Source organism: Kitasatospora sp. NPDC015121 (assembly GCF_055562955.1).
This window is the reverse complement of the sequence record NZ_JBVHEH010000020.1, coordinates 88712-114623: the sequence shown is the minus strand read 5'-3', so window position 1 is coordinate 114623 and position 25912 is coordinate 88712. Positions and strand designations below refer to the sequence as shown.

The window sequence follows — 25912 nt, the reverse complement described above, 5'->3', positions numbered from 1 at the left end:
GAGGTTAGCGTCCCAGGTGCTGGAGGGTGCCGTCGGAGCGGTACCTCGCGTTGTCCACCACCGTCCAGCCGATGTCCGTGGTCGCCCCGGTGGTGGCGTCCCAGCCGTAGAGGCCCATGCCCCAGCTGTCCGGGATGCTCTTGGTGCCCTCGTACTGCGGGTGCACGCCGTACAGCACCGGGCCCTTGCCGGGGCCCGTGCCCATGATCTTCTCCGCTCTGCGCTCGAAGGTGCGCATGCTGTTGGTGATCTGGTGGCCGCCGCCGCCGGACCGCTGGTTGATGTTGGCCCCGCGCTGGAAGCACGGCGTCAGGTTCCGCTCGTCCGCCGTTCCGCCGGCCATCCGCGGTACGGAGTGGCAGCGGGCGATGTCCTTGTCGGAGTCGAAGCCGAGGGCGGTCGCCCGCGCCTGGGCGTCGGTCCAGCCCGGGATGTCGCCGGCACCGGTCGCGGACTCGCCCCGGCTGGAGCTGGGCGCCCCTTCGAGGCAGGCGTTGACGCCCCGGTTGCGGCCCAGTTCGTCCGCCGGGAGGTACTCGACCCACCCGCCGCCGTTCAGGGCGACGGCTCCCGCGGGCTTGAGGTCCTCGCAGGTGGGGACGCGCCGGTTGCCGTTCCCGCGCGGGCCCGTGCCGCCCGGGCCCGGGTCGGGTAGCGGGAGCGGGATGGGCCACGGGCGCGCCGTCGGTCCGGTGCCCGGGCCCGGGGCCGGTCCGGGGGCCGGTCCGGGCGCGGGGGTGGGCGTCGGGGTGGTGGTGGGGCCCGTCAGCAGGTCGCCGACGGTGTCGACGAAGGCGGTGATCAGCAGTCCCGCGCCACCCGCCGCCGTGGTCGCCACGAAGGAGGCGCCGCCCGCGAGGCCGGAGAGCAGCGGGGTGCCGACGGCGACCACCGCGTCGAAGAACCAGCCGATGGGGTTGGCGTGGGCGGTGGGGCGGTCGGAGTCGTTGACCGGCCGGATGTCCGGGGCCGGCTTGGGGGTGAGGTCGACGGGCGCGCGCGGGGGCTTGGGGGTCTTGTGCTTGCCGCCACTGCTGCTGCCACCGCCGCCACCACCGCTCCCACCGCCGCCACCACCGCCGCCGCTCCCACCGCCGCCGCTGTAACCGCCGCAGTCGGAGGGCCGGTAACTGGCGCTGACGTTGCAGCGGTTGGGCCCGGTCGTCTCGGGGCTCTTCGCGCAGCCCGGCGGGCGCTCGTTGGCGGAGACCTGGCACTTGAGGCCGGTCATGCACATCTCCGGCCACGCGGTGCAGGTGTCGGTGGACCCGGTCGAGTAGCAGGCAACGATGCACCAGGCGATCTCGCCGGCCTCGCAGACCGACCCCGCGCCCTTGTGGATCCGGCCGAGCAGCCCGCACACGGCACTGTGGCCACTGGGGTCGACCGTGTCGAGCGGGTCGCCGTTGCCGTAGGTGTAACGGTTGCCCTGGACGGAGGGTTCGGGGTTGAGGGTCCAGGAGTCGCGGGAGGTGAAGGTGCCGGTGCCGGGCTGGTACCAGCGGGCGGCCATGTCGACGTCGCCGGTGGTCGGGTCGGTCCATGCGCCTTGGTAGCCGAGGGCTCCGGTGGTGCCGGTCCTGGCGGTGGGCTTGCCGAAGGGGTCGTAGGCGGTGCTGCCGGTGAGGGTGTTGGTGGTGGGGTCGAGGGCGGCGACGACGTCGTTGTGGGCGTCGGTGATCTCCAGGCGGGCGCCGGTGGTGCCGGTGGTGCCCGCGGTGGCGATCAGGGTGCCGCCGGGGGTGCGGGTGTAGCGGGCGGTGCCGTCGGAGACCTGGTCGTTGGAGCCGCCGTCGTAGCCGAAGGCGGTGGTGCCGGACTGGGTGACGCGGTCGAGGGCGTCGTAGGCGTAGCCGACGGGTCCCCGGACGGTCATCCGGTCGAAGCCGTCGAACCGGACGGTGGAGGGCTGGGCGCCGTGGGTGGTCTGGCTGCTGAGGGTGCCGCGGGCGCTGTAGGTGTAGCTGGTGGTGCCGTCGTCGAGGAGTTCGTTGCGTTCGTCGTAGGTGGCGGTGACGCCGCCGGCGCTGGTGCGGTTGCCGGCCGCGTCCCAGGTGTAGGCGGTGGTGGTGGCGCCGCTGGTCCAGGAGGTGAGGCGGCCGGCGAGGTCGTAGGCGTAGGTGTTCTGGGCGGCGCCGACGGTGCCGGTGGTGGTCTTGCCGGTGGTGCGGTCGTTGGTGTCGAAGGTGTAGGTGGTCGAGGCGACGGTGCTGCCGCCCGGGTTCTTGACGGTGTCGGTGGTCAGCCGGCCGGCCTGGTCGTAGCCGTAGTCGCGGGTGGTGCCGCCGGTGCCGTAGCGGGTGGTCTTGAGGCGGCCGGCGCCGTCGTAGTCGTAGCCGACGGCGGTGCCGGTCAGGGGGTCGGCGGCGGTGAGGAGTTGGCCGGCGGTGTTGTAGGTGTAGGAGGAGGTGCCGGCGGCGTCGGTGCGGACGGTCATGTTGCCGTCGGCGTCGTAGGCGTAGGAGGAGGTGCCGCCGGGTCCGGTGGCGGTGAGCAGGGAGCCCCGGTCGTTGTAGGTGTAGGTGTTGGTGCCGGTGGGGGCGCTGGCGCTGGTGAGATGGCCTTCGAGGTCGTAGCCGAGGATCCGGTCGGGGGTGGCGGTCTCGGCGCCGGTGGCGGTCTCCTTGGTGATCCGGCCGAGCGGGTCGTGGGTGCGCTGGCGCAGGACGCCGCCGGGTTCGGTGAGGGCCACCGCGCGGGCGGCGGCGTCGTAGCTGGTGGTGAAGGTGCCGTCGGCGGCGGCGGGGGCGGCCGCGGTGGCGGGTTCGACGGTGGACTCGGGCAGGCCGAGCCGGTTGTAGGTGTAGTAGGTGGCGGTGTTCTTGCCGTTGGTGAAGCGGGTGCGGTGGCCGGCGGCGTCGTAGCCGAAGGTGGTGGTGAGGGCGGACTGCGCGGTGACGGGTTCGACCTGGCGGATCAGGTTCCCGGCCGGGTCGTAGGCGCGGGTGGTGGTGTGGGCGGCGGCGTCGGCCGGGTTGGTGATCTGGTCGGTGCTGCCGGTGAGTGCGCCTTCCAGGTCGTAGCCGGCGTAGCTGGTGCCGGTGGTGGCGCCGGTGGTGTCGAGTCGGCTGACGGAGGTGTTGTTGCCGAGGGCGTCGTAGACGGCGGTGGTGGCGGTGCCGTCGGGCTGGGTGGTCCTGCTGGGGCGGCCGAGGGCGTCGTAGTCGGTGCGGGTGGTCCGCCCGGCCGGGTCGGTGGCCGTGACCAGTTGGCCGGCCGCGTTGTAGGTGGCCTTGCTGGTGCCGCCCTTGGGCTGGGTGAAGCTGGTCCGGTTGCCCGCGTCGTCGTAGCCGAAGGTGCTGGTGAGGGCGGTGGGGGTGGGCTTGCGCTCGATCTGGGTGGCGGTGGCCTTGCGGCCGAGGTCGTCGTAGGTGGCCTCGGCGCGCGCGCCGAGCGGGCTGACGGTGGCGAGCAGTTCGCCGTTCAGGTCGTAGGAGTACGTCCAGGTCGGGGTGGTGCCCGCGACGGTCGGCTGCTTGCGTTCGACGAGGCTGCCGAACTGGTCGTAGCGGTTGGTGCTGGTGAGGTTCAGGCCGCCCGGGTCGACGGTGGTGGAGGTGACCCGGTCCAGGGCGTCGTAGCCGTTGGTGAGGGTGGGGGTGAAGGTGGTGCCGGTGCGCGGGTCGGTGTAGGCGGAGCCGGTGGTGGCGGTGCGCCGGCCGGCCACGTCGTAGGTGTGGGTGGTGACGGCGCCCAGCGGGTCGCGGGTGGCGGTGATCTCGCCGAAGGTGTCGTAGCCGGTGGTGGTCAGCGCGCGGAGGGCCGTGGGCGTGGTGGTGCGGGTCGCCGGATCGTAGGTCTCGGCGTTCACCAGCGGTCCGGCCGCGACGGTCGGCCGGCCGAGCGCGTCGTAGGCCTGGGTGCTGGTGTACGCGGCCGGGTCGGCGCCGGCGGCGCGGCCGTTGGGGGTGGTGGTGCCGGTGCGCAGGCCGAGCTGGTTGTAGGTGAACGTGGTGGTGGCGTCGGTGCCGTTGCCCTTCGCGGTGCGGCTCAGCAGCAGGCCGGCGGGGCTGTAGGTGTTCTCGGCGCGCTGGCTGAGGCCGCCGCCGGTGGCGGTGGTGCTCAGGATCCGGTCGGCGGCGTCGTAGGTGTTGGTGGTGGTGCGGTTGAGGCCGCCAGGGTCGAGGGTGGTGGAGGTGGTGCGGCCGGCCGCGTCGTAGACGGCGGTCGTGGTGGTCCTGCCGCCGCCGGTGGTGTGCTGGACCAGCTGGCCCGCGGCGTCGTAGGCGTTCTGCTGCAGGACGACGGTGCGCTGGGTGCCGTCCGGGTTGCGGTAGCCGTCGACGTCGGTCTCGGCGACGGTGCCGTCGTCGTTGTAGTAGGTGTGGGTGGTGCGGCCCATCGCGTCGGTGACGGTGGCCAGGCGCCCGGCCTGGTCGTATGCCCGGGACTCCAGGGTCTGGAAGCGGGCGGGGACGGGGTCGAGCGGGCTGCCGGTGTAGTTCCAGAGGCTGGTGCGCAGCAGGCGGTGGGCGGCGTCGTAGCTGTAGGACCAGATGGTGCCGGCCGGGTCGGTGACGCCGGTGGTGTTGCCCGCCGGGTCGTAGCCGTAGCTGGTGGTGCGGCCCGCCGGGTCGGCGGTCTTCTGGAGCTGGTTGTGGCTGTTGTACGTCCAGGTGGTGGTGCGGGGCAGGTCGCCGCCGGTGGTGTCGGAGACGGTCCGGGTGACGGGGTTGCCGTCCGCGTCGTAGTCGGTCGCGGTCCGGCGGGTGTGGACGGTGCCGGTGACGGCATCGGTGGCGGCGGGGTCGAGTCGGGTCAGCAGGTTGCCGAGACCGTCCCAGCCGTACGTCGTTGTGGTGGTGGCGGCGGCGGGGCCGCAGTCGGCGCAGAGCACGGTGTCGGCGGTGCGACGGCCGAGGTTGTCGTAGGCGTAGGTGGCGACGGCGCCGCCGGGCGCGGTGACCCGGACGAGGTTGCCGGCCCGGTCGTAGCCGTAGGAGGCGGTGGCGCCGGCGGTGTCGGTGGTGCTGGCGACCAGGTTGGCGGGCTGGGTGCCGGTGGAGCCGGCGGCCGCCTCGGTACCGGTGGTGTAGGTGACGGTACTGGTGCGGCCGGCCGGGAAGTCGGGGGTGGCGGGAGTGGTCGTGCTGGTGGGGTCGCCGGACGCGTTGTAGGTGTACGAGGTCCGGTAGGTGGCGTCGCCGGCGTCCTTCGCCCGGGCGTCGCTGCTGGTCAGCGGTTTGTCGTTGACCGGGTTGAACGGATTGGCCTCGTCGTACGCGTAGCTGGCGTACGAGGTGTGGCAGTGTGCGGCGTCGGTGCAGGTGGTGGTGGAGACGGCGTTGCCGCGCTCGTCGTGGCCGGTGGTGGTGGTGTGCCCGTTCGGGTCGGTGACGGAGTACAGGAAGCCGTGGGTGTCGTAGCCGTAGCGGGTGGTGGCCCCGGTGGCGTCGGTCGACGTGACGAGGCGTCCGGTGCCGGTGTCCCAGCGCCAGGAGACGCCGTTGCCGTTGGGCTCGGTGACGGTGACGCTGGTGGTCCTGGCCTGGGTGCCCCCCTTGCCCATGGCCTGGTAGTGGGCGGCGACGGCGTCGGCTCCCAGCACCGAGGGGTAGTGGGCGACCTCGGCGATGGCGCCGTTGAAGCGCCCGTCCGGGCCGGTGGGGGCGGCGGGCCAGTTGTCGGCGGTGCCTGCGCCGACGTAGGCGTAGCTGTTGCCGTTGTGGTAGACGGTGCGCTTGGTGGTGCTGGCGGCGGTCTTGGCGCCGTCGAGGTAGAGGGTCTGGCCGTTGTCGTCGCCGGCCAGGACGGCGTGGTGCCAGGCGTTGTCGTTGACTGTGCCGGCCGAGGCCAGGGCGGCGGCGCCGTCACCGGTCCACAGGGTGCCGCGCAGCCTGCCGTCGCTGCCGACGTACAGGGCCGGGTTCCACTGGTCGGTGCCGGGGGTGTGGGCGGTGCCGAGCGGGAAGGACTGGTAGCCGTACAGGACGCCGGATCCGCCGGTCTTGAACCACAGTTCGAGGCTGTCGGCGCCTCGGACGGGGGCGGCGGAGGCGGGCAGTCGGAGCGAGGAGGTGGTGCCGTCGAAGGTGACGGCGGTGCCGTCCCAGCTGCCGGAGGGGCCGGTGACGCCGTTGACGGTGGCGGTGTAGGTGCCGTGGTCCTGGTTGGGGAGGGCGGTGCCGAGGGTGTCCTGGGCGGTGGTCGCCCCAGCCGGATCGTTCAGGCGCCAGTAGCCGGCCGGGTTGGCGGTGGTGACACCGGTGCGGTAGTTCGCGGACTGGCTGCCGGCCCCGCCCGCGGGGGCGGTGGCGTACGCGTAGTGGCGGGCGACGGAACTGGCCGCGGAGAGCGAGTAGTTGTAGTAGGCGAAGTCGGCGATCTGGCCGTTGAAGTGGCCGCTCGGGTCGGTGGGGGCTGCGGGGAAGCCGCTGCTGATGTTGCCCGCGCCGAGGTAGGCGTACTGGTCGCCGTTGTACTTGGTGGTGCCGGTGACCGGGCTGCCGCTGGCCGCACCGTCGACGTACAGCTGCTGGGCCAGGCTGGAGCCGGAGTACGAGACGCTCAGGACGGCGTGGTGCCAGGCGTTGTCGTTGACGGAGACGGCGGAGACGGCGGTGTTGGCGGCGCTGCCGGTCCACAGGCCGCCGTGCAGCTTGCCATCGGTGCCGACGTACAGGGCGGGGTTCCAGTCCTGGCCGCTGGTGTTGCCGCCGAGCGGGAAGGACTGGGTGCCGTAGATGACGCCGGCCGTGGCGGTCTTGAACCAGACCTCGACGCTGGCGCTGCCGCCGGTGCGCGGGACGGCGCCGGCCGGCAGCTTCAGGTGGGAGGTGGTGCCGTTGAAGGTGGCGACGGTGGTGTTGCCGGTGCCGTAGGGGCCGCCGGCGTTCAGCGTCACGTTGGTGTAGCCGCCCTGGTTCTGGGCGAGGGCCTGGGAGCTGAGCAGTTCGGTGGCCTGGCTGCCGGTGGTGTCGTTCAGGCGCCAGTAGCCGGACGGGTGGGCGTCGACGACGGCGGCGTCGTAGGCGGCGGCGCCGTTGGCGGCCTGGGCATGGAGGGCGGCGGCGTCGACGCCGTGGTCGAAGGCGGCGACGTCGGCGATCTGACCGGTGAAGTGGCCGCTCGGGTCGGTCGGTGAGTTGGGCCAGCCGGAGCTGACCGCGCCGGCGCCGAGGTAGACGTGGGTGGAGGTGCCGTTGGGCCGGATCGTCCCGTTGAGGGTGCCGGCGGCCTGGCCGTCCAGGGAGAGGGTCTGGCTGGTGGGCGTGGCGGCGGAGAGCACAGCCTGGTGCCAGTTGCCGTCGGTGACGGTGGCGCCGGTGGCGAGCGTGGTGCTCGCGTCGCCGGTCCAGAACTGGCCGTGCAGCTTGCCGTCGGTGCCGACGTACAGGGCCGGGTTCCAGGCCTGGCCGGTGACGGGCGCGGTGCCGAGCGGGAAGGACTGGTAGGAGAGCAGGACGCCGGGCTTGGTGGTCCTGAACCAGAGGGCGAGGGCGCCGGTGCCGGTGGTGGGCACGTAGGAGGCGGGCAGTTCGGCCCAGGAGGTGCTGCCGTCGAAGCTCGCGGCGGTGGAGCCGCCGGTCGGGCCGGGAGCGCCGAGGGCGACGTTGGAGTAGGTGCCGTTGTCGGGTGTCGGCCTGGGAACGGCGACGGTGTTGAAGGCCTGGGCGGCCTTGCCCTCGGACAGGCGCCAGTAGCCGGAGGGCCGGGAGGCGAGGACCGCGCTGCGGTACTGCTGCTCGGTGCCGGACACGGTCGGCTGGTTCAGCTTCCAGACGCCGCCGATCTCGTCGGTGTACTGGGTGGCGCGGTCGTTGACGGTGTCGTAGCTGACGGCGAGCTTGGTCTTGCCGGACGGCAGGGCCAGCGTGGTGAGTTCGGCGGAGGGCTGCCGGGCGGCGGCCCACTGCGCGGCGACGACGGGGGCGCCGAGGGCGTGCGGGTAGACGGCGGCTTCGGCGAGCTGCCCGTTGAAGCGGTTGACGCCGGCGGTGCCGGGGGCGGGCGCGGCGGGCCAGGGGATGCCCTGGGTGTAGCCGGCGCCGAGGTAGGTGTAGTCGGTGTCCAGGTGGTCGATGGCGCCGTTGAGGGTGCCGACGGCCGTGCCGTCGAGGTAGAGGGTCTGGGTGTCGCCGGCGCCGGAGAGCACCGCGTAGTGCCACTGGTTGTCGGTGACGGTGCTGGTGGAGGTGATCGGGTTGAAGCCGATCGCGGCGCCGTAGAACTCGCCGCGGAGCTTGCCGTCGGTGCCGACGTACAGCGGCTGGGAGGCGTGTGAGGGGGCGGTCCCCAGGGGCTGGTTCTGGTAGCCGACCAGTGCGCCGGGGCTGCTGGTCTTGAACCAGAGACCGACGGCGAGGTAGCTGTTGCCCAGGGTGGCGTTGGGCAGGGTGACGGCGGAGGTGCTGCCGTCGAAGGTGGCGGTGGTGGTGGCGGAGCCGTTCAGCGGCCCGCTGCCGCCGCCGAGCGTGACGGAGGTGTAGGTGGCCTTGTCGGCGCCCTGGTTGGCGAGGTTCTCGCTGGCGGCGTTCGCGCTGCCGGCGGCGTCGCCGAGGCGCCAGTACGAGGACGGCCCGGCGTCCAGGACGGTGCTGCGGAAGTGCGAGCCGGGGCTGTAGGTGTAGGTGGTGCAGGGGCGGGTGGTGGCGGTGCCGGCGGGCGGGGTGCAGACCTGGGCGAGCCGGTCGGGGTTGGCGCTGTCGTAGCTGTAGGTCCACGTCAGCGCGGTGTTCCAGTCGGTGCCGACCGCGGGGTCGGTGAAGACGCTGGCGACGTGCCTGCCGTCGCTCGTCCAGGTGAAGTGCAGGGCGCGGCCGGAGGCCTGGTCGGTGGCGGTGTCGAGCTTGCCGCCGGTGTAGTGCAGCAGTTGGGTGTGCTGCTGGCGGTCGGTGACCTGGGAGAGCAGGTACCCGGCGCCGGAGGGCTGGTTGAAGGTGTAGACGGTGCCGCTCTTGTCGGCGAGGGTGAAGCCGCCGCCGGCCTCGGTGGCCAGGGTCTCGAACTCGCCGGCCGGGGAGGTGTACAGGGACGTGCCGGTGGTGGTGCGGGTGGTGGTGGACCACGGCGCGGTGCCGCCGGAGTGGTACAGGTACTGGACGCCGGTGGCCTTGTCGACGGCGAGGACGTCGGTGCCCGCGTCGCCGGGGATGCCGTTCACGGCGGCCAGGTCGCGCAGGTTCTGCCAGCCGGTGGCCAGCACGGACGGGCCGCCGAAGGTGGAGGTGCCCAGGGCGGCGTTGCCGGTGCCGGGGTAGAGCATCAGGCGGCCGGTGCCGTCGACGACGACCACGTCGCCGCGGCCGTCGTGGTTGAAGTCGCCGCCGACCGCGTCGCGGTAGTCGCCGGTCCAGCCGTTACCGAGGTAGACCCGGGCGCCCAGGGTGCCGCCGGTGCCGACGGGGTAGGCGTACATGTAGCCGGTCGAGCTCTCGACCGCGATGACGTCCTTCTTCCCGTCGGCGGCCAGCGGCGGGGTGATCGCCAGGTTCCGCATGGCGTTCCAGCCGCTGCTGCCGATGGTGGTGATGCCGCCGGTGCCGTTGCCGGGGTAGAGGTTGAGCGCGCCGTTCCAGTTGGCGACGGCGATGACGTCGCCCACGCCGTCGCCGGTCAGGTCACCGCCGGTGATCTGGGAGACGCCGTTCCAGCCGTCGCCGTTCCAGCGGCGCTTGGCCTGGGAGAAGTCCGGGCCGGGGTAGAGCCAGAGCTTGCCGGTGCTGGAGTCGACGGCGATCGCGTCGTCCACGTGGTCGCCGGTCTGGTCGCCCGCGGTCGCCATCTGGGTGAGCTGGAAGTCGTTGCGGCCGAAGCGCTCGGTGCGGCCGCTGCCGGTGGTCAGGACGACGCCGCCGTCGCCGTCGCCGTCCGGGACGACGCTCAGGTCGTAGGAGGAGGACCAGCCCGCGCCGAACAGCGAACCGGTGCGCGGGTCGAGCGAGTTGTAGGTGCGGGCCACCGCCAGGGCCGGGCCGATCGCGGTGACGGCGGCGTCTGTGGCGCTGGTGGTGTAGTTGCCGGCCTGCGGGTCGAAGCTGCGGGTGGTGCCGTTGCCGACCTCGCCACCGATCCGGGAGGTGATCAGCGGCTGCTGCACGGAGGTGGTGAAGCGGATGGGCTGGGAGTCGGAGCTCTCGCCCCGGTGGTCGCCGGCCTTCACCGTCCACAGGTAGGACGAGTTCCAGGCCAGCAACCCGGTCGGCACCTTCCACGAGTTGGACGGCTGCCAGCCGGACTCGGCGAGCAGTTGCGGATCGCCGAGCGAGGGGTCGGTGTAGACCTTGAAGTCGTAGTCGACGCCGGTGCCGGGGCTGTTGTCGGGGTCGTGCCCGGTCGCGTACAGCTGCGGCGACAGGCTGCCGACGGTGGTGCCGGACTGCGGCAGGGCGGTGTCGACCTGCGGCGAGAGGTTGGAGCTGGTGATCCACCGGCAGGGCGCGCCCGGCACGCCGTAGGAGTTCTGCAGCGAGGCGGTGCCGCCGACGTAGCCGTCCCAGCACAGGATGTACGAGGTGTTGGCGGGCAGCGGCGGTATGACGCCGGTGACGGTGACGGACTCGCCGGTGCGCACCAGGCCGGGGACGCCGACCAGGGGCGCGTTGACGTTCTGTTCGACCCAGTTGCCGTCGAAGATCCGGGCTTTGAGCTGCATGCTGGTGGAGTTCCACCAGTTCGCGGCGAGGTTGGTCATGGTGACCCGCTGCGAGCCGGCGGTGGCGGCGGTCGGTGGGATGTACTCCGCGTCGACGCTGTAGGACGCCGCCCAGTCCGAGTAGACGATGGACAGGTAGGGCGGGTAGGAGGTGTTGACGCTGGCGAACTTCTTCCAGCTGTTGGTGTCGGTGTTGCTGGTGGTGACGGCCAGGCCGTAGTTCGCGCCGCCGTGCGCCCAGCTCTCGACCAGCTGCACGCCCGCGTCGCCGTGGCTGCCGCCCAGGCTGACCCAGTCCCAGGCCGCGCCGCCGCAGGTGTCACCGTGCGACCAGGAGCGCGAGCCGAGCTGCTGGCCGATCGACACGCCCGGGTAGGTGTTGATGGTGTTCGGGTCCCAGGGGGTGGTGATCTGGCTGACGTTCACCGGGTGCGCCGAGCACTCGTAGGAGTGCGTGTTGTTCAGGTTGAGGCTGACGGCCTCCAGGTAGTTCCAGCCGATGTTCGACACGGCGGGGAAGTACAGGTAGGTGTTGAACCGGTCGGCGCCGCCGTCGTAGGTGCCCATCCGCAGCACCGAGTCGGCGGAGTTGTTGGCCTTGGCGGTGTTCTGGACGAACGTCGACTTGCCGACGTTGACGTTGCCGGTGGTGGTGGGGTCGACCTTGACGGGGTAGACCCGCTCGGAGGCCTTGAGCCAGGCGGTGTCGAGGGTCATCCGCAGGGTCTGGGCGCCGCCCTCGGTGAGGAGCGAGTACGTCACGCCGCCGGTGCGGGCGCCGTCGCCGGAGGCCGGGTCGATCCGGGAGTCCTCCATGAAGCCGGTGGGGATGGTGAGGCGGACGTCGCCCCGCTCGTCGCGGAAGTCGACCTGGCCGGCGGCGCCGACGGAGGCGCTCAGGCCGGTGAGGGTGAGCGGGAAGTCCCAGACGGCGGGGGCGGTGGCGTCGTGCAGGAGCAGGGACTCCTTGATCCCCTGGGCCATGCCGTTGTAGACCACGTCCGCGCCGGGTCGGGCCCCGGGGTAGGTGAGCTGTTCGCCGGTGGCCCGGCCGGTGCCGGCGACAGCGTCCTTGAGCCGGTAGGAGACCTGGTGGCCGGCGTCCAGCCGCCAGCGCAGCAGGGCCTCGTCCGCGGTGCCGGCCGCGAAGGTGACGTCCTGGTCGTTGGCGGCCTCCTTCCAGCGGCCGTCGCGGTCCTTGGCGAGGGTGGTGTCGATGTCCGCCCAGCTGCCGTCGGCGGCCTGGTAGTGCACCGGGCGCGAGTAGACCCGGACGGTCTTGGTGCCGTCCGGGTTGGTGAACAGCGACGTACTCCCGGTGCGCTTGCCGGTGTCCTCCACGCCCTCGGCGCCGGCCGGGCCGGGGAGCGTCGAGCCGGGCTTGCCGCCCCCGTCCCGGGCGTCCTTGCCGGCCCGGCCGTCGGCGCGGTCCATCTCCTTCAGGGCGTCGGGCCGCGCGGCCTCCCGGCCTGCGGGGACGGGCCGCTGCGCGGGTACGGCCTGCGGGTCGGCCGCCTCGGGGCCGCCGTCCGCCGGGTCCAGTTCGCCCTTGCCCGGCGCGTGCTTGCCGGGGTCGCCCACCGCGGCGTTCCGCGAGGTCCGCGACGAGCCCTTGCCGTCCGCCGAGCCGTCCGGCTGCCGGGGCGTGCGCGGCTGCTGACCGCTCTGCGGGGAGGGCGCCCGGCCGGCGGCGAACGCGAGCGCGTTCTCGGTGCCGAGCGTCAGCACCATCACCAGGCCGAGCAGCATCGCCGTCCGCCGCACGGCCGTCCGCACCGCCCGGCCACCGCGGCCCCGGCGACGGGGCGGACCATCGGGGACGAGCCGCACCAGGACAGCACGAAGCCACGGAAGACGCACGGATATCCCCCACCAGACAAGCCAGTCATCCGTCGCCCGGGCGGCGACAGCGACCTATTTGATAGCGGACGGCCCTTCCGGGCGCACTCACACGGATCCACCCGTCCGCCCGGTTTCGGATCTTTCCGCCTGGAAGGTCCACCGAATTCCGTCTGCTTTTTACCGAAGCTTTGCCATCCGCAAACTTCCGTTCATCATCCGCATTGTCCCCAAAGGACGGGGAAGCGGAATAAACCCTTTCATTGCCGCCGAACCACCATCAGTTGACCCGCCATCGGGGCAACGGGTACCGAAGAGCGGGATGATCGCGAATAATCGGCCGGGGATTCCGCGCGGCCCGACCGGAACGGCTTCACCCGACGCGACGAAAACAGGAACAGGAACCGGTGCTCCCGTGAAACTCCCCGCTCTCCCGCGCCCCTCCCGCCGCCTCGCCCTGGCGTCCGCGGCCGCCGCCGTGCTGCTCGGGGCGGCCCTGGCGGTCTGGCTGTGGCCGCGGGGCGGCGACAGCGCCCCGGCTGGGGTCGTGGCGAACGACTACTCGGGCCGCCCGTCGGCCTGCCTGGCCGCCGACGACTCGGCGGCCTCCGCGCAGCTCGTCCAGCGCACCTGGACGGTGCTCCAGCGGTCCGGCCAGGACAACCGGGTCAACGTCCAGCAGTTGGTGGTCCCCGCCCGGGACGCCGTCGAGGCCGCCCCCTACCTCTCCGGGCTGGTCGCCCAGCGCTGCACCCTGGTCGTCACCGTCGGCGCGGCCTTCGACGGCGCCGTGCCCGAGGTCGCCGGGAGCGCGCCGCAGGTCCGTTTCGTCGCGGTCGACCCGCCGGCCGGCACCGCCCTGAAGGGCGCCACCGCGGTGACTCCCGAGCAGCTCCCCGAACGCCTCGCCCGGAGCGTCCGCGACCTCGCCGTGCAGCACTGACCCGGCGTCCCGCCCCGGCGCCGGGGCGGGATCAGGCGTGCAGTTCGCCGTCGACGACGGTGACGGCCCGGCCGGTGAGCAGGGTGCGGGGGCCGCGCAGGCGGGTGCGGACCAGGCCGGTGCGGGAGCCGCCCTGGTGGCCGGTGAGGTCGTCGCGGCCCAGGCGGGCGGACCAGTACGGGGCGAGGGCGGTGTGGGCGCTGCCGGTGACCGGGTCCTCGTCGATGCCGTAGGCGGGGAAGAAGCAGCGCGAGACGAACTGGTAGGCGCCGTCGGGGTCGTCGGCGGGGGCGGTGGCGATGATCCCCCGGGCGGAGAGCGGCTGGGCGACCAGCGCGGCGAAGTCGGGGGCCAGCTCGCGGACGGTCCTCTCGTCGGCGAGTTCGACCAGCAGGTCGCCGACGTCGGCCGAGGTGTCCCGGACGGCCACCGGTTCGGCGCCGAGCGCCGCGGCCAGCCCGTCCGGCACCGCGACGGGGGTGAGGTCGGAGGTGGGGAAGTCCATGGTGATCGCGCCGTCGGGCCCGGCCCCGGCGGTCAGGATCCCGCACCGGGCGGTGAACCGGACGGGTCCGGTGGCCGTGCCGGTGGTGTGCAGGACGTGCGCCGTGGCCAGGGTGGCGTGGCCGCACATGTCCACCTCGGCGACGGGCGTGAACCAGCGCAGCGCCCAGTCCGCGTCCCCGCCGGGCGGCAGGGGGTGGGCGAAGGCCGTCTCGGAGAGGTTGACCTCGGCGGCCACCCGCTGCAGCCAGTCGTCCGCCGGGAACCCGGCGGAGTCCAGCAGCACGACCCCGGCCGGGTTCCCGCCGAACGGGCGGTCGGTGAAAGCGTCGACGATTCGAATCCGCATGCCCGGGAACGTACGGCAGGAACCGGCCCCCGGCCAAGGACGGACGCGGGCGCCGGGGCTCAGAGCACCGACGCGGCGAAGGCGAGCATCGCGGGGACGTGGTGCCCGCCGCCGCCCTCGTGGCCGTTGTACGGGTAGACGGCGATCTCCTTCGGGCCGGCGTAGTGGTGGTAGGAGGCGAAGACGGTCTCCGGCGGGCAGACCTCGTCCATCAGCGCGACCGAGTACAGCGCGGGGGCGGTGGCGCGGGCCGCGAAGTGGAGGCCGTCGAAGTAGGCCAGGGTGGCGAAGACGGTCTCCACCTTGTCGCGGTGCACCTTGCAGAACTCGGCGACCTCTTTGTACGGGAAGGCGTCGGTGATCTCGGTGGCGCGCCGGATGTGCTGCAGGAACGGCACCTCCGCGATCACCCCGGCCAGGTCCGGCACCAGGCCCGCGACGGCCAGCGCCAGCCCGCCGCCCTGGCTGCTCCCGGCCACCAGCACCCGGGACGGGTCGATCCCGGGGTGGGCGCGCACCGCGTCCACCGCGCGCACCGCGTCGGTGTAGAGCCGCCGGTAGTAGTAGGCGGCCGGGTCGAGCACTCCCCTGGTCATCGACCCGGGGTGGGCCGGGCCCGCACTGGGCGCCTCGTCGGAGGTGTCGCCGACCGCCCACCCGCCGCCCTGTCCCCGGGTGTCCATCACCAGGTGCGCGTACCCGGCGCTCGCCCACAGCAGGTGCTCGTGCGCCAGGCCCCGGCCGCCGCCGTACCCGATGTAGCCGACCACCACCGGCAGCGGCTCCTCGACTCCGCGCGGGCGCACCAGCCAGCCCTTGATCGGCTGACCGGCGTACCCGGGGAAGGTGACGTCCTCGACCGTGAGGGTGGCGAGGCCGGTCTTGACCTCGACCGTGTCGAGCCGGGCCGGGACGGCCCTGGCCTCGGCCAGGGTGTCCGCCCAGAAGGCGGCGAAGTCGTCGGGCTCGGTCCGCTCCGGCCGGTGTCCGCGCAGCTCGGGGAGGTCCATGGAAAGGAAGGCCATGACGGGCCAGGGTAGGGGCGGGACGCGGCCGCGCCAACACCGGGCGGCGCGCCGCCCCCGCCGGCACCGGCGCCGCCTGCCCACCGCCCGCCCGCCGCCGTGAAAGTTACACCGGGCCCGCCCCGCCCCCGCCGGGCGCGCCCCGCCACGCCCCCGCCGGGCCGTCCGGGTCAGCGGCAGAGCGCCGCGTCGACCGCGTCGGTCAGGTGCCGGGCGGCGGGCTCCTCCGGGACGGTGGTGACGGTGATGGTGGCGGCCCGGCCGTCCTCGGTGACGCCGCCCCGGGAGCGGTGGCCCGGGGCGGTGCCGCCGTGGCCCCAGACCAGGCCGCCGCAGGTCAGCGGGCGGCTCTGGATCCCGAGGCCGTAGCGGACGCCGGGGCCGAGCGCCTCGGCGGGGACGGTGGTGCGCAGCTGGGCGAGCTGGGCGGCGGGCAGCAGCCGGCCGCCGAGCAGCGCGCCGTAGAAGGCGTTGAGGTCGGTGTTGGTGGAGACGAGCGCCCCCGCGGCCCAGGCCATCGACGAGTCCATCGCGGTGTAGTCGACCGGCGGCGTGCCCGGGCCGGTGTTCAGGTAGCCGTGCGGGTGGGGCTCGCGGAGGGCGGTCTCCCCGGTGGCGGGGAGGTAGGTGTGGCGCAGGCCGATCCGGTCGATGATCCGCCGGGTGACCTCCTCGCCGTAGGGGCGGCCAGTCACCTTCTGGATCAGCAGGCCGGCGACCAGGTAGTTGGTGTTGCTGTACCCCCAGGCGGTGCCGGGGGCGAACTGCGCCCGCTGGGCCAGTGCCCCGTCGAGGAGTTCGCGCGGCTCGAAGTACCGGTACTGGATGGTGGTGAAGTCGGCGAGTGCGGGGGCCGCCATGTACTCGGGCAGGCCGCTGGTGTGCTGGAGCAGTTGGCGGACCGTGATGTTCCGGCCGTCGACGCCGTCGCCGCGCAGCAGGCCGGGCAGGTAGGCGTCGACGGCCGTGTCCAGGCCGACCCTGCCCTCGGCGACCAGTTGCAGGACGACGACGGCGGTGAACGTCTTGGTGTTGCTGCCGGCCCGGATCTGCCCGTCGACCGGGACGCCGGCCCCGGTGGCCAGGTCGCCGACGCCGGCGGTGTAGGTGCGGCTGCGGCCGTCGCGGCCCCGGACGGTGGCGAGCGCGGCGGGCATCCCGTCCTGCTTCACCAGCGCGTCCAGGCGCTGCTGCACGGTGTCGGGGCGCGGTGCGGTGTCGGGGCGCGGTGCGGCGGAGGCGGCGGCCGGGACGAGGCCGGTCAGCGCGAGGCCGGCGGCGGCCGTGGCCGTCACGGCGTGCCGCAGCGTGCGGATGCGGCGCGCGGTGCGCTGCGGGGCGGGTTCGTTCATCGGGGTTCCACTCCTACGGAAGGGCGAGGGGAAGGGGGCGGCGCGGTGCGGCCGCCCCCGGGGTGTCCGGTCAGCGGCAGAGCGCCGCGTCCACGGCCTGCTCCCCGTGCTTCGCGGTGGCCTCGTCGCCCGGGAACGCGGTCACCGCGACGCTCGCGGCGCGGCCGTCGTCGGTGACGCCGCCGAAGGTCTCGTAGCCGGGGAGCGCCCCGCCGTGGCCCCAGGAGAGCCCGCCGCAGGAGAGCGGGCGGCTGATCAGGCCGAGGCCGTAGCGGACGCCGGGGCCGAGCGCCTCGGCGGGGACGGTGGTGCGCAGCTGGGCGAGCTGGGCGGCGGGCAGCAGCCGGCCGCCGAGCAGCGCGCCGTAGAAGGCGTTGAGGTCGCTGGTGGTCGAGACCATCGCGCCGGCCGCCCAGCCCCAGGACGGGTCCAGTTCCGTGGTGTCGCGCAGCGTCCCGTCCGGGGTGCGCAGGTAGCCCTTGGGGTGGGCCTGGTGGATCGCCGTGTCCCCGGGGGCGGGGAAGGCGGTGTGGCGCAGGCCGATCCGGTCGATGACGCGCTTGGTGATCTCCTCGCCGAGCGGACGTCCGGTCACCTTCTGGATGATCATGCCCGCGAGCAGGTAGTTGGTGTTGTTGTACTCCCACCGGGTGCCGGGGGCGAAGTGGGCCCGCTGGGCGAGCGCGGCGTCGAGCAGGTCGCGCGGTTCGAGGTACCGCTCGGGGTGGGCGAGCACGGCCTCGGTGTCCACGTACTCGGGCAGGCCGCTGGTGTGCTGGAGCAGTTGGCGGACCGTGATGTTCCGACCGTCGACGCCGTCGCCGCGCACCAGGCCGGGCAGGTAGGTGTCGACGGTCGCGTCCAGGCCGACCTTGCCCTCGGCGACCAGTTGCAGGACGACGACGGCGGTGAACGTCTTGGTGTTGCTGCCGATCCGGACCTGTCCGTCCACCGGCACCTTGGCCCGGGTGGTGATGTCGCCGACGCCGGCGGTGTAGGTGCGGCTGCGGCCGTCGCGGCCCCGGACGGTGGCGAGCGCGGCGGGCACCCCGTCCTGCTGCACCAGCGCGTCCAGGCGCTGCTGCACGGTGTCGGGGCGCGGCGCGGCGGAGGCCGCGACCGGCACCAGGACCCCGGCCAGCACGGCGGCGGCCACGGCGGTCACGGTCACCGCCACCCCGCCGCGGCCGGGTCGCCGGCCTGCGCGACGGCCCTCGCGGAGGTGGTTCGGACGGCGCCGGCGCGGTGCGTGTTCGTTCACGGGAGAGCCCTTCTGGGGAGGGCGCCGGGTCGTTCCCGGCGCCCTCCAAGAGGACCATCCGACGGACCGTCAATCCGTCCGCGCCGAGGACGATAAGGCACCCGGGAACACGCTCCGGGGCGGGCTCCGGCCCGGGACCGTGCTCCCGGTTCGGGGCGGGCCCCCGGCCCGGCCGTCAGGGCGTCACGGTCGCGGTGCGCCGCCGCGGACGAGTGCCTCGCCGAGCGGGGTGCGGCGGTAGAGGGCGAGGCGGCCGTGGCGGGCGCTGGTGGTCAGTCCGGCGGCGGTCAGGACCGACAGGTGCTGGCTGACGGCGCTGGGGGTGACGTCGAGGCGGCGGGCGAGTTCGGTGGTGGAGGCGGGCTCGGCCAGGAGTTCGAGCAGGGTGGAGCGGGGGCCGCCCAGCAGCCTGGCCAGGGAGGGGGAGGGCGGCGCGGGGGCGTGGCCGAGCGTCGCGGTGCCGCGGGCGGGGTACACGATGTGGGGCGGCAGGTCGGTGGCGATCATGGTGGCGATGCCGTCGACGAAGCAGGTGGGGGTCAGCAGCACGCCCCGTCCGGCGACCGGGATCTCCTCCTCGTGCCGGCGCGGCCCCCTGGAGACCAGGGACAGCAGGCCGTCGTGCCAGGACAGGCGGGGGCTCAGGCCGGCGAACAGGGCGCCGGCCCCCTGTTCGGCCAGCACGCGGGCCCGGTGGACGAGGTCGGCCTCCAGCAGGGAGCGGGCGCGCGGCCAGTAGTCGGTGGCCAGGCAGGTGTCCCAGTACGCCTCCAGCGCGTCGGCGATCTCGCCGAGGAGCCGGGCCGGGTCGGCCAGGCCGCGGGCGAGCCGTTCGGGCACGGCCTCGCCGAGCGGGGCGAAGACCGCCTCCAGCGCACCGGGCAGCAGTTCGGGGTCGGTCGCGCGCAGCAGGGCGAGTTCGTCCCGGACGTCGGGGGCGGGCCTGGTGGGCCTGGGGGTGAGCAGGTCGGGCACCCAGTAGCGGCTGCGCGCCACCAGCGAGGTCAGCAGCTGCGTGTCCAGGCGTTCGAACCCGGGCCGCATCCGGGCGAAGACCGGGACGAGCAGGGGGAACCGGGCGGCGTGGCCGGTCCACATGCGCAGGCTCAGCACGGTCTCCTGGAGCGGGGAGCAGGCGAAGCTCGTCGCGGCCAGGTCGGCGAGGGACAGCCGGAACCGGATCATTAAGCGCCAGTCTAAATCCGTTCCGGGACCGCCGGGCCGGCGGTGCAGTGGGGCCATGCACCGCACTTCCTCCCCGCTCCTGGCGCGCCTCGGGCTCGACGAGCCGCTCGTCCGCCGCCTCGCGGCCACCGCCGCGCTGTCCGCCCTCGGTAAGGGCCTGTACCTGACCACCGCCCTGCTCTGGTTCACCCGGGGCCTCGGTTTCTCCGCCGCCTCCGCCGGGGTCGCGCTGACGGCCGCCGGGGTGTGCGGCGCGGCCGCGACCGTGCCCGCCGGGCGGCTGGCCGACCGGTGGGGCAGCCGCGCCGTGCTCACCGCCCTGCAGCTCACCCAGGCCGCCTGCACGGCGCTGTACCCGCTGGTGTCCGGGTACGCCGCCTTCGTCGCCCTGGCCTGCCTGGCCGCCGCGGGCGAGCGCGGTGCCGCCGCCACCCGCTCCGCCCTGTACGCCCAGGTGCTGACCGGACGGCGGCGGGGCGCGACCCTGGGGCTGCTGCGCGCGGTCACCAACTGCGGCATCGGCGCCGGGGCCGGTGCGGGCGCCCTGGTCCTGGCCTGGGACACCCGCGCCGCCCACACCGGGGCCCTGCTCGCCACCGCCGCCTGCCTCACCGCGGCCGCCGGGTCGCTGCGCCGGGTGCCCGCTCCCCCGGGTGCCCGGGGCCGGACGGCCGGGTCCGCGCCGTCCCGGTCGGCGCTGCGCGACCTGCCCTACCTCGCGGTCACCGGCCTGAACGCCGTCGTGAACTGGGTGTACGTGATCCTGGAGGTGCTGTTCCCGCTCTGGACGGTCGGCCACACCCGCGCGCCGCACGCGCTCGTCGGGCCGCTGCTGATGGCCAACACCGTGCTCGTCGTCCTGCTGCAGGTCCGTGCCACCCGCTCCGCCCACACCCTCGCCTCGGCCCGGCGCTCCTTCCGCGGGGGCGGCCTGCTGGTGGCCGCGTGCGCGCCCGCGGCGGCCCTGGCCTCCTACGGCGGGCCCGTCGCCGCCACCCTGGCGATGGGAACGGCCGTCGTCCTGCTGACCCTGGGCGAGGTCAGGTCCCAGGCCGGCAGCTGGACCCTCGGGTACGACCTGGCGCCGCCCACCGCGCACGGCGCCTACCAGGGCGTCTACCAGTTCGGGATCTCCGTGGCCGGGGCCGCCGGGCCCGTCCTGCTGACCGCCCTCGTCCTTCCGCACGGCCTGCTCGGCTGGGCCGCCCTCGCCGCGCTGCTGGCCGCCGCCTCCTGCGCCATGCCACCCACCGCCCGCTGGGCCGAACGACGACGGCCCCACCGGGCCCCGGCGGGCGCCCCGGCGGACGCTCCGGCGGACGCCCCGGCGGGCGCCCCGGCCGACCGCACGGCCCTTGCCACGACGGCGACGTGAGCCCCGGTCACTCGGCGGGTCCCCGCCGCCCGGTGCCCCGGCCGCCTCCCGCGGCAGCGCGCGGCCGCTCGTCGACCGGAAGCCGTCCTCGGGGACGGCCCCGGTCCGCAGGGCGGGCAGGTGCCGGTCCTCGGCCAGCCGGACGATGCCCCCCTCAGCATGCCGCCGGCCGCCGCCGACGGTTCGGGGCCCCGGGGCGGCGTACGACCCGCGGCCGTCGGCGGGGCGAGGTGTGGGGCGGTCCACGGGTGGCAGACGGGAGGGAGGAACGCACGCACGGGAGCGGGGAGTCGAGATGACCGGGACGACCGGGACGACCGAGGGCGCCGGGGCGTCCGGTGCGCACGAGGACCTCCACCGGCGCGTCCGGGCGGCGGTCCGGGAGCGGGAGGCGCGGCTGTGGGAGGTGGCCCGCGCGCTGCACGCCGATCCGGAGGGCGCGTTCGCGGAGCACCGGGCGGCCGCGCTGCTGACCGGCGAGCTGGAGCGGGCCGGTTTCGCGGTGCGCCGGGGGGTCGCGGAGCTGCCGACGGCGTTCACCGCCTCGGCGGGCCGGGGCCGTCCGACCGTGGCGCTGCTGCTGGAGTACGACGCACTGCCCGGGCTCGGGCACGCCTGCGGCCACAACCTGATCGCGGCGGCCGGGCTCGGGGCCGCACTGGCCGCCGACGCGGTCCTCGGCGGCACGGCCGGGACGGTGCTGGCGGTGGGCTGCCCGGCGGAGGAGGGCGGCGGCGGGAAGGCGCTGGAGGTGCGGGCCGGGGTCTTCGACGACGTGGACGCGGCGCTGATGTTCCACCCGGGCGTCCACGACTGGGCCCGGGCGGTGCTGACCGCCCAGGAGCAGTACCGGATCGCCTTCCACGGCCGCGCCGCCCACCCGACCGGCGACCCGACGGCGGGCGTGGACGCGCTGGCCGCGCTGGTGGAGCTGTTCAACGTGCTGTTCGCCGTGGGTCGGCGGCTCCCGCCCGCCTCCCACGTGCAGGGCATCGTCACGGTCGGCGGGACGGCGACCAACATCGTGCCCGACCTCGCCGAGGGCCTGTTCGGGCTGCGGGCGGCGACCACCGCCGAACTCGACGACCTGGCGGCGCGGGTGCGCGCCTGCGCCGAGGGCGTGGCCGCGGCCACCGGCACCACGGTGACGGTGGAACGGGCCGGTGTGCGCTACGAGCACTTCCGGGACAGCGCGCCGCTCTCCGAGCGCTTCGCCGCGCACCTGGCACGCGCGGGAACCGTGCTCACCCCGCCGCGCCCGGGGGTGCTGCTCGGCTCCTCGGACGTCGGCAACGTCAGCGCGCGGGTGCCCGCCATCCACCCCTTCGTCGCGATCACGGGCGAGGACGGGTCCGACCACACGCCCGAGTTCGCGCTCGCGGCGGCCTCGCCCCGGGCCCGGACGGTCCTGGCGTCCGTCACGGAGGCGCTGGCGTGCACCGCCGTGGACGTCCTGGTCGACACCGAGCTGCGGCGGGCCGCCTGGGAGGGACACGGCGGTGAGGCCGGGACGCGCGCCCAGTAGTCGCGCGTCCCGGCCTCACCGCCTCACGGCGTCACGGCCTCACACGGCCGGGGCGTCGGCCGGGGCGCCGTCCGCCGCGGCCTCGTCCTCGGGGGTCCCGCCGTCCCGGGGCGCTCCGCCGCTCACCAGGGCGACGAGCCCTTCGCGTCCGGCCCGGCGCAGTTCGCGGCGCTGGCGGACGGCGCCGTTGCCCTCGCTGAGGAAGCGCTGGAGGACGGGGACGACGTGGTCGGTGTCGCCGGCCCGGCGAAGCGCGGGGGCGAGGGCGTCCAGGACGTGGTCCACCACCGCGGGCGGGGTGTCCAGGCGGCCGGTGAGGGGGTTGTGGAGCCGTTCGGTGCAGCCGTGGCGCGCGGCGTACCAGACCGCGGCGGCCAGTGCCTCGGGCTGGGGCGTGCGGGCGGTGGACAGCGCGTCGGGGTCGGCGAGCAGGGTGGCGGCGACCGCCCGGAGCAGGCCGGTCAGCATCACCGCCTCGTCGACCCGGAGTTGGACGTCCATCGCCCGGACCTCCACGGTGGGGTACCGCTCGGAGAGCCTGGCCTGCCAGTAGAGCTGCCCGAGGTCGGCGATCAGCTCCGCGTCGACGAGGGCGTGGATGCGCTCGTCGTAGTCGGCGGCGCCGTCGAACAGCGGCGGCACGCCGCTGACCGGCCAGCGGCTGAAGACCACGGTCCGCCAGCCGGCGAACCCGGTGTCGGTGCCGTTCCACAGCGGCGAGTTGGCCGACAGCGCGACGACCAGCGGCAGCCAGGGGCGCAGGCCGTTGAGCAGGGCGACGCCGGCGGCGCGGTCGGGCACGCCGAGGTGCACGTGCATGCCGGTGATCAGCTGTTCGTCGGTCAGGCGCGGGGCGTCGGCGCGGATCGCCCGGTAGCGGGGGGTGTCGCTGACGGGCACCGCCAGGCGGTCGGTGAAGGGGGCCGCGCCGCTGGCCGCGAGGAGGCAGTCGTGGGCGGCGGCGGTCGTCGCGAGCCCGTGGCGCAACCGTTCCAGGTGGGCGCCGACCTCGTCGAGGGAGTGGCAGACCGGGGTGGCGACCTCCAGTTGGGCCTGCAGGAGTTCGCGCTGCACCTCCGAGTCGTCCAGTCCCGGCTGTCGGCCGGCCGCCTTCCTGACCTGCTCGGCCCTGGCCACCGGCACCCCGGTGGTCGCGTCCAGCAGCAGGTACTCCTCTTCCACACCCACGGTCACGTTCGCCATGGACGGCGGCTACCCCCGGTACGGACGTCCAACCTCCGTCGGCCTCCGCCAACCTCCGTCCGTCGCCGGGCACTCCGCTCGGCCGGACGAGCGGACGAGCGGACGAGCGGACACGGCCGTGGGGGGGGGGCCCCCCCCCGGGGGGGGCCCCCCCCCCCCGCCGGGGGGGGGGGGGGGGGGGGGTGCGCGGGCGGGGGGGGGGGGGGCCCGGGGGGGGGCCGCCCCCGGGCGCACGGCCCCCCCCGGGGGGGGGGGGGGGCCCCGCCGGGGGGGGGGGGGGGGGGGGGGGGGCCGGGGGGCCCCCGGGGGGGGGGGGGGCCCCGGGGGGGGGGGGCCCCCCCCCACGGCGGAGGGTGTTCGGGAGGGGTGTCAGTCGCCGTTCCGGGCGAAGGCGTCCCGGGCGCGGTCCAGCAGCGAGGCGAACGGCCCGACCGTCCACTGCAGCGCGGGCTTGCCCGCCGTGCCGGGGTGGGGGTGGGTCGGTGCGATCCGCTCGACCGCCAGCAGGCGGCGGCCCATCGTCCGGCGCTGCTCCGGGTCGTACGAGTCCCGCAGGACGGGGAACTCCTCGGTCTCCTCGTGCTGCGCGTGCGCCTCGACGGCCTGCTGGAAGGCGATCAGCCGGGCGTCGAACTCGGCGCTCTGGACGTCCAGTTCCTCCAGTTCCTGGAGGGCCCGGTTGGCCTCGGCCTCCTCGCTGTTGCGGGCCTCCACCTCCGGCTCGCCCAGCGCGCGCTTGGCGGCGGGCCGCACCACCATCTCCTCCCCGGTCTCGTGGACCGCCAGCAGCGCCCGCAACTCGTCGAACGCCCGCTGCCGCTGCTCGCCCCGCGCGTCGCGGACGTCCGCGAACAGCCTCCGGATGCGTTCGTGCTGGGCCAGCAGGACCGCCACGACGTCCTCCTGCGGGGCCTGCTCCGTACCGGTGGCGGTGGTCGTGTCGCTCATGGTCCGGCTCCTCTCGCTGTGGGATCGGGTCGACGGTCGTCTGACCCGGGCGCCTGCGGCCAAACGACCTTGCTGCCCGCCGGTCCGGTCGCGGCCCGGCGGATCCGTCGGGTTCGGGCGGCATTCTCCGGAGGACACCGGGGAGACGGGGAGCGCGGCCGCCGCTCGTGCGGTCGGCCGCTCGCGTCGCGTCCGTCGTTCCCGTCGTTCCTGTCGTTCCCGTCGCTGGGGGAGATCCCGTGTCCGTCCGCTCCAGTCTCGCTGTCCTCGGCGCCGGCACCGTCCTGGGCGGCGCCCTCACCCTCGGCGTCGGCGCCGCTCCCGCCCTGGCCGGCCCGGCACGGCCGCTCGCCGCCACCACCGCGGACCCGTCGTCCTCGGCGGTCCCCTCCGCCCCCGCGTCGGGTGCCCCGTCCGAAACGGCGTCCGCGTCCCCGTCCCCGTCGGCATCCGCGTCGGCCGGGGAGACCGGGCCGGCCGCCGAGGTGACGCTCCTGCCGCCGGCGGACCGGACGCTCGTCGCGGGCGGCGCGCCGGCCGAGTTCACCGCGGAGATCGGCAACGACGGCACCGCCGTCCTGCCCGCCGCGGCCCCGCTGCCGGTGCTGCGCAACGACGCCGCCCGCGACGCCCGGCATGCTCTGCGCGCCGACGAGTTGCTCCTCCAGGTGCGGACCGCCGCCGGCTGGGAGGCCCTCCCGCTCTCGGCGGGCCGCGACGGTTCGCTCTCCGGCGTCCCGGTCGCCGCGGCCGCGGACGTCGCACCGGGCCGGACCGTCCGCTACGCCTTCCGGCTCTCCGTGACCACCCGCGACGCCGCCGCGCAGCAGGTGGACGTCCGGCTCGGCCTGCGCTCCGGCACGACGGAGTCCTTCGAGGCCGCCCCGCACACCACCCTCCTGGTCACCCGGCAGGCCCCCGCCGAGGAGGCGCCACCCGCCGACGGCCCGGCCCCGACCGGCCCGGCCGCGGACGCCGCCGCCCCGGTGCCCCGCACCGGGGTGCTCGGCGTCGGCGACCGTCCCGCGCCCGCCAAGGGCGGCACCTCCGGGCCCCCGGCCACCGGCGGCACGTCCGCCCCGAGCGAGCGCGCCGTCGCGGCCGGGAGCCTGCCGACCGCCGCCGACGGCGGCCGTCCTTCGGCCTCTCTGCTGGTCAGCGGCGTCGTCCTGATCACCCTGGGTGCCGTCGGCCTGACGCTCATACTGGCCCACCGGCCGTCCCGGCACCGCTGAACGGCCCGCCCCGGGTCCTCCGGGCCCCCCGGCTCCCCCGGGTCACCGACGCGCGTCGGAGTACCGTCCGCCGGAGTGGCGCGCGTCGGGGTCGCGCGGGTCGGAGTGCCGGGTGACGGCGCGGGCGAGGTTGCCGAGCAGGCGGCGGTTGCGCAGGTGGAGGAGCAGCTCGGTCAGGGGGTTCTCCAGCCGGGCACCCAGGCCGCGGAGCGGGTGCTCGTCCAGGAGCAGCAGGGTGTGGGCGCCCCAGGGGATGACGGAGAACGCGATCCGGGCGCTGCCGAGGGGGGCGGCTTCGGCTTCCAGTTCGAGTCGACGGCCCGGGTCGCAGATCCGGACCACGCAGGTGTCCTCCAGGGTGGCCGGGCCGATCCCGACCCGGAACCGGAGCTCGGCCCCGACCTCGGGCCAGTTGTCGTCCGCGGCGAGGACGTCCTGGGTGCCGACCACCCACTGCGCGTAGCTGTGGGCGTCGGCCAGCACGTCCCAGACCTGTCCGGGCGGGGAGTCGATCAGGCGTTGGCGCTGTGCCATGGGGGTCAGCCTCCTTCGGGCGACAGTCGTTCGTCGTGCG

General features: G+C 75.0%; 13 protein-coding genes. 4 read left to right on the top strand and 9 right to left on the bottom strand.

The window, feature by feature from the left end; all coding sequences use genetic code 11:
• Positions 1 to 4: 4 nt before the first annotated feature.
• The gene (locus ACZ3J7_RS28005) at positions 5 to 12370 is read right to left on the bottom strand and encodes a LamG-like jellyroll fold domain-containing protein (RefSeq protein ID WP_465625730.1); all 12366 of its coding nucleotides are present in this window, start codon (positions 12368 to 12370) and stop codon (positions 5 to 7) included.
• Between the two features lie 478 nt (positions 12371 to 12848).
• On the opposite strand from ACZ3J7_RS28005, the gene ACZ3J7_RS28000 reads away from it, so the two are divergent.
• Positions 12849 to 13376 (top strand): hypothetical protein, encoded by a 528-nt coding sequence (locus ACZ3J7_RS28000; protein WP_465625728.1) that lies wholly within the window; start codon positions 12849 to 12851, stop codon positions 13374 to 13376.
• 31 nt (positions 13377 to 13407) lie between these two features.
• Here ACZ3J7_RS28000 and ACZ3J7_RS27995 read toward each other — a convergent pair whose 3' ends face one another.
• From ACZ3J7_RS27995 to ACZ3J7_RS27975, 5 genes are all read right to left on the bottom strand, one after another.
• Positions 13408 to 14229 (bottom strand): PhzF family phenazine biosynthesis protein, encoded by an 822-nt coding sequence (locus ACZ3J7_RS27995; protein ID WP_465625726.1) that lies wholly within the window; start codon positions 14227 to 14229, stop codon positions 13408 to 13410.
• 59 nt (positions 14230 to 14288) lie between these two features.
• Positions 14289 to 15254: an acetylxylan esterase gene (locus ACZ3J7_RS27990; RefSeq protein ID WP_465625724.1), complete on the bottom strand. Its 966-nt coding sequence runs from the start codon at positions 15252 to 15254 to the stop codon at positions 14289 to 14291.
• Positions 15255 to 15424: 170 nt separating this feature from the next.
• Positions 15425 to 16606: a serine hydrolase domain-containing protein gene (locus tag ACZ3J7_RS27985; RefSeq protein WP_465625722.1), complete on the bottom strand. Its 1182-nt coding sequence runs from the start codon at positions 16604 to 16606 to the stop codon at positions 15425 to 15427.
• A gap of 70 nt (positions 16607 to 16676) precedes the next feature.
• Positions 16677 to 17783: a serine hydrolase domain-containing protein gene (locus ACZ3J7_RS27980; RefSeq protein ID WP_465625794.1), complete on the bottom strand. Its 1107-nt coding sequence runs from the start codon at positions 17781 to 17783 to the stop codon at positions 16677 to 16679.
• 267 nt (positions 17784 to 18050) lie between these two features.
• Positions 18051 to 19052, bottom strand: a complete 1002-nt coding sequence (locus ACZ3J7_RS27975; RefSeq protein ID WP_465625720.1) for an ArsR/SmtB family transcription factor — start codon at positions 19050 to 19052, stop codon at positions 18051 to 18053.
• Between the two features lie 55 nt (positions 19053 to 19107).
• On the opposite strand from ACZ3J7_RS27975, the gene ACZ3J7_RS27970 reads away from it, so the two are divergent.
• Positions 19108 to 20427, top strand: a complete 1320-nt coding sequence (locus ACZ3J7_RS27970) for an MFS transporter (protein ID WP_465625718.1) — start codon at positions 19108 to 19110, stop codon at positions 20425 to 20427.
• 295 nt (positions 20428 to 20722) lie between these two features.
• On the top strand, positions 20723 to 21952 hold the full coding sequence (locus ACZ3J7_RS27965; protein ID WP_465625716.1) for an amidohydrolase: 1230 nt from the start codon (positions 20723 to 20725) through the stop codon (positions 21950 to 21952).
• Between the two features lie 39 nt (positions 21953 to 21991).
• On the opposite strand, the gene ACZ3J7_RS27960 is transcribed toward ACZ3J7_RS27965, so the two are convergent.
• Both ACZ3J7_RS27960 and ACZ3J7_RS27955 read right to left on the bottom strand, forming a co-directional pair.
• Complete coding sequence (locus tag ACZ3J7_RS27960; RefSeq protein WP_465625714.1) at positions 21992 to 23155, bottom strand: carboxylate-amine ligase; 1164 nt, start codon at positions 23153 to 23155, stop codon at positions 21992 to 21994.
• 369 nt (positions 23156 to 23524) lie between these two features.
• Positions 23525 to 24103 (bottom strand): hemerythrin domain-containing protein, encoded by a 579-nt coding sequence (locus ACZ3J7_RS27955; protein WP_465625712.1) that lies wholly within the window; start codon positions 24101 to 24103, stop codon positions 23525 to 23527.
• Between the two features lie 239 nt (positions 24104 to 24342).
• Between ACZ3J7_RS27955 and ACZ3J7_RS27950 the strand changes: the two genes are divergently transcribed.
• Positions 24343 to 25338 carry a hypothetical protein gene (locus ACZ3J7_RS27950; RefSeq protein WP_465625710.1) on the top strand — a complete coding sequence of 332 codons (996 nt, stop codon included), beginning with the start codon at positions 24343 to 24345 and terminating at the stop codon, positions 25336 to 25338.
• A 42-nt stretch (positions 25339 to 25380) separates the two neighbouring features.
• On the opposite strand, the gene ACZ3J7_RS27945 is transcribed toward ACZ3J7_RS27950, so the two are convergent.
• Positions 25381 to 25872 carry an SRPBCC family protein gene (locus ACZ3J7_RS27945; RefSeq protein WP_465625708.1) on the bottom strand — a complete coding sequence of 164 codons (492 nt, stop codon included), beginning with the start codon at positions 25870 to 25872 and terminating at the stop codon, positions 25381 to 25383.
• Between the last annotated feature and the right edge of the window lie 40 nt (positions 25873 to 25912).

What these genes read in the sequence shown, in the direction of transcription:
- ACZ3J7_RS27995 (WP_465625726.1), bottom strand. Translation starts at nt 14,229, where the DNA reads ATGCGGATTCGAATCGTCGACGCTTTCACCGACCGCCCGTTCGGCGGG.
- ACZ3J7_RS27990 (WP_465625724.1), bottom strand. Translation starts at nt 15,254, where the DNA reads ATGGCCTTCCTTTCCATGGACCTCCCCGAGCTGCGCGGACACCGGCCG.
- ACZ3J7_RS27985 (WP_465625722.1), bottom strand. Translation starts at nt 16,606, where the DNA reads ATGAACGAACCCGCCCCGCAGCGCACCGCGCGCCGCATCCGCACGCTG.
- ACZ3J7_RS27975 (WP_465625720.1), bottom strand. Translation starts at nt 19,052, where the DNA reads ATGATCCGGTTCCGGCTGTCCCTCGCCGACCTGGCCGCGACGAGCTTC.
- ACZ3J7_RS27970 (WP_465625718.1), top strand. Translation starts at nt 19,108, where the DNA reads ATGCACCGCACTTCCTCCCCGCTCCTGGCGCGCCTCGGGCTCGACGAG.
- ACZ3J7_RS27965 (WP_465625716.1), top strand. Translation starts at nt 20,723, where the DNA reads ATGACCGGGACGACCGGGACGACCGAGGGCGCCGGGGCGTCCGGTGCG.
- ACZ3J7_RS27960 (WP_465625714.1), bottom strand. Translation starts at nt 23,155, where the DNA reads ATGGCGAACGTGACCGTGGGTGTGGAAGAGGAGTACCTGCTGCTGGAC.
- ACZ3J7_RS27955 (WP_465625712.1), bottom strand. Translation starts at nt 24,103, where the DNA reads ATGAGCGACACGACCACCGCCACCGGTACGGAGCAGGCCCCGCAGGAG.
- ACZ3J7_RS27945 (WP_465625708.1), bottom strand. Translation starts at nt 25,872, where the DNA reads ATGGCACAGCGCCAACGCCTGATCGACTCCCCGCCCGGACAGGTCTGG.